A 750-nucleotide genomic window follows, 5' to 3' on the forward strand; every position below is an offset into this window, starting at 1 on the left:
CGTGGGTTCCCGGCGAACCGCTGGACCACGGCACGATCAGCCGCGGCGCCCACGCGGCCGACACGCTGGCGGCTTTCCTCCAGGCGCTCCATGTGGAGGCGCCCGCCGAGGCGCCGATCACTACGGACCGCGGCGCCCATCCCAGGAACTGCACGGACGGCTTCGAGGACTTCTTCCAGGCCGTTGCCCCCGACGACATCGCTGCCGGCGTCCGGGCCGTCTGGGACGACGCCGTTGCGGCCCACGCGTGGGAGGGCCCGCCGGTGTGGGTGCACGGCGACCTCCATCCCGCGAACGTCGTCGTCTCGGACGGAACGCTCTCGGGCATCATCGACTTCGGTGACCTGTTCGCCGGCGATCCGGCGTGGGACCTCGCCGCCGCATGGGTGCTGCTCCCCGCGGGCACGGCCGCACGGTTCTTCGACATGTACGCGCACGCGGACGAGGCGGCGATCCGGCGCGCCCGCGGGCTGGCCGCTATGAAGAGCCTCTTCCTGATGCTCATGGGGCAGAACGGAGATCGGGGCCTTCCCGGCGGCAAGCCGCACTGGGGACCTGCAGGCCGGGCGGCACTTGATCGTGTTCTGAAGGGCGTTTGACGCACACTTGTTGAACTTGTTCTTCGATCTGGTCGGAAATTAAGACCGTTCGGTAGGCGCACGTCAGTAACCCACCACTGCTCCAGCGTGGGTGATGCTCTTGAGCTGCAAGAATGTGAAGTGTTGATCCCCCAGCGGGGTGCCGGGGATG

1 protein-coding gene is annotated in these 750 nt (G+C 68.4%); it reads left to right on the forward strand.

Features of this window, described 5'->3' with window-relative positions; genetic code table 11:
- Positions 1-599: phosphotransferase (locus tag E1294_RS52115; protein ID WP_132520820.1), on the forward strand; the 599-nt coding region annotated here is incomplete at its 5' end.
- Between the last annotated feature and the right edge of the window lie 151 nt (positions 600-750).

Source organism: Nonomuraea diastatica, assembly GCF_004349015.1.
GTDB lineage: Bacteria > Actinomycetota > Actinomycetes > Streptosporangiales > Streptosporangiaceae > Nonomuraea > Nonomuraea diastatica.